This window comes from Streptomyces sp. NPDC060205, assembly GCF_042728395.1.
Lineage (GTDB): Bacteria > Actinomycetota > Actinomycetes > Streptomycetales > Streptomycetaceae > Streptomyces.
Window position 1 is genome coordinate 1 of record NZ_JBHWZP010000573.1, and the last position, 2,999, is coordinate 2,999.

The window sequence follows — 2,999 nt, forward strand, 5'->3', positions numbered from 1 at the left end:
GCGGGCCGGTGGGGGTTGGCCGCGCAGTTCCCCGCGCCCCTGAAAAGCGGTGCTGCGCCCCGGCTTTGGGGGCACGGGACGCAACAAGACAAGCCCCCGCCTCCGCCCCGAAGGAACGCAAGGAACGGCACGGCCACCCACCCAAGGGGCGCGAGGAACTGCGCGAGCAACCCCCACCGGCCCGCGGTCAAGTTCCGGCCGCAGCCACCCCGCCCCTTAGGGGCGCGGGGAACTGCGCGACCAGCCACGACGAGCCTGCAGTCAAATTCCGGGCAGCACCCCCACCCACCCCAGGGGCGCGGGGAACTGCGCGGCCAACCCCCGGCGGCCCGCGGTCAAGTTCCGGGCGGCGCCCAACCCGCCTCAGGGGCGCGGGGAACTGCGCGGCCAACCCCCACCGGCCCGCGGTCAAGTTCCGGGCGGCGCCCAACCCGTCTCAGGGGCGCGGGGAACTGCGCGGCCAACCCCCGGCGGCCCGCGGCCGAGTTCCGGGGGGGGCGCCCAACCCGCCTCAGGGGCGCGGGGAACTGCGCAAACGCCCCCGCCGGGGTCCGCGCAACGAGCCGCCCGCACCACGCGGAGCGCAACGTAAGGGGAAAACTTCCCCACGCGGAGGTTGACACGCGTGGGGATACAGGGGCCACCCGTGCAAGGGACGGTAGTGTGTTCGAGGGTTGAACAACCCCCCGCAGACCCCGCGGTGGCGACTCCGACCCCCAAGCAGTCCGTCCGAGCAGCCCGCACGTAACCTCGAAAGTGGAGCTGATGAACGTGTCGACCGGCGGCAGACGGCTCCGCAGTCGCGCCACCATAGCCACCCTCACCCTCGCCATTTCCCTCATATCGGGACCGAGTTACGCATCCCCGGACGAACCCGTCCCCGACGGCGACCAGTCCATCGAGGACATCCGCGCCGAACTGGACGGCCTCTACCGCACGGCGGAGGTGGCCACCGAGGCGTACAACGCCGCGGACGAGAAGGCCAAGAAGCAGGAGAAGCGGCTGAAGTCGCTCCGCAAGGGCCTGGCCCGCGCCGAGAACCGCGTGGACGACCTGCACGACCTCGGCGGCGCGGCCGCCCGGACGCAGTACCGCGGCGGAGATCTCGCCGCCACCGGCATCCAGTTGCTGCTGGGCGAGCACCCCGAACAGGCCCTGAACGAGGCGTCCCAGGCCCGTCAGGCCATGCGGGGCCTGGTGAACGTCTCCGAGTCGCAGAAGACCGCCCGCGCGGAGCTGATCCGGCAGACCGACTCCGCCGAGAAGGAACTGCGGAAGCTGAAGAGCAGCCGTGCGGACAAGGCCGAGGCGAAGCAGAAGATCGAGGGGAAGATCGCCGAGGCCGAGCAGATCGAGGCGGGCCTCGAAAAGGACCAGACCCGCGAACTGGCCGCGCTGGAGAAGCAGCGGAACAAGGAGGCCGAGTCCCAGTGGACGGCCTCGGGCGGCGGCACCTCCACCGGTAACGGCGGCGGAACCGGCGGCGGGGGCGGCGGCAACGGCGGCGGCTCGATCGGCGGTGGGACGACGGCGACCGGAGCCGCCGCGAAGGCCGTCAACTTCGCGATGGCCCAGATCGGCAAGCCGTACGGGTGGGGCGCCACGGGCCCGTCGGCGTACGACTGCTCGGGACTCACCTCGGTGGCATGGGCGCGCGCCGGCCACCCCATACCCCGTACGTCACAGGCGCAGTGGGCGGGGCTGACCCGCGTCAGCCTGGCGTCCGCGCGGCCCGGCGACCTGATCATCTACTTCAACGACGCCACGCACGTGGGCATGTACATCGGGGGCGGGAAGATAGTCCACGCCCCGCGCCCAGGACGCACGATCACGATCGCCCCGGCCGCCTCCATGGCCATTCTCGGCGTCGTCCGACCGGGAGTATGAGCGGATGTCCCACTCGCTGACGCCCCGTGACTCGGGGAACCTGCCCGCGCTCGCCGCACGGCCGCTGATCCGTCTCGACGCCTACGTGGCCGAGGACGGATCGACCGTGGTCAACGGCCATCTGCTGGAGATGGGCGGCAACCGCAAACCCAACGAGGCGATCCTCGACGCCATCGCCATGTTCGCTCGCACTCTCGGGGCCCCGGTGGCGGCGACCGTCATCGACCGCTCCGTGATGCAGGTGGCACGCCTGCGGGTGCACCCCGACGGGTCGAGCCGGACGATCGCCGACGAGGACGATCTGCCGCCGGGGCTCGAACGGACCGCCGCGGAGGAGGAGGCGTTCCCTCCGCTGGCCCGCGTCGAGCGGATCATCCAGCATGCGCAGCGGGAGGAGTTGCACGCCGCATTCGTGCTCGCCAGCGCGTTGCGGGAACACCTCACGTTGCGCAGGGGGCCGGAGGACGATCTCTCGCTGGAGGCGCGGGCGATAGAGGCGTACCTCGCCCATCTGCGCGGCGACTACACGCTGTCCGTCACGCTCGCGCTGACCGTCGCACGCATCCGGTGCCGCGTCGACCTGAACCGGGCCGCGCCCGATGTGGCCCGGGCCACGGCGGCGTGGCAGCGGCTGGACGACGAGGGTCAAGTGGTGACGCGTGGGCAGGAGTTGCTCCACATGTGGGGGCGGTTGTCCGCGGAGGGGCTGTTGCTGGAGCAGGCGCATCAGGCGATGGCGCACACGGTCCGGACGCGGCTGGAGCAGGGGAGCCGGGCGGTTCCGCCGGCCCCGTCCACGGCTCCGGCCCTGCCGCCGGGCCACGCGCCCGACACCTCGGTGGCCCCCGAGGACAAGCCCCTCAAACCGACCCGCAGGGGCCTACGCCGCTTCACCCGCAAGGCCAGCAGGACGCCTGCGCCTTAGGGCGCGGGGCGAGCGACGGTTCCCTGGCGGGGGTTCCCCGCGCCCCGGGTGGGCGGACGTACCGACTGCTCTCGACCGCGGGTCCCTGAGGGGGTGGGGGCGCAAGCCGGATGTCGGCCGCGGGCCCGCCGTGGCTGGCCGCGCAGTTCCCCGCGCCCCTCAAGGGGTGGCTCCGCCGGTTCGTCGG

General features: G+C 72.7%; 2 protein-coding genes. Both read left to right on the top strand.

The features are described 5' to 3' along the window. Nucleotides 1-765 precede the first annotated feature (765 nt). Entirely contained in the window at nt 766-1,887 is a 1,122-nt protein-coding gene (locus tag ACFWGJ_RS43030; protein WP_387334415.1) for an NlpC/P60 family protein, read from the top strand. 4 nt (nt 1,888-1,891) lie between these two features. Further along, complete coding sequence (locus tag ACFWGJ_RS43035) at nt 1,892-2,812, top strand: hypothetical protein (RefSeq protein WP_387334416.1); 921 nt, start codon at nt 1,892-1,894, stop codon at nt 2,810-2,812. Nucleotides 2,813-2,999: the final 187 nt, after the last annotated feature.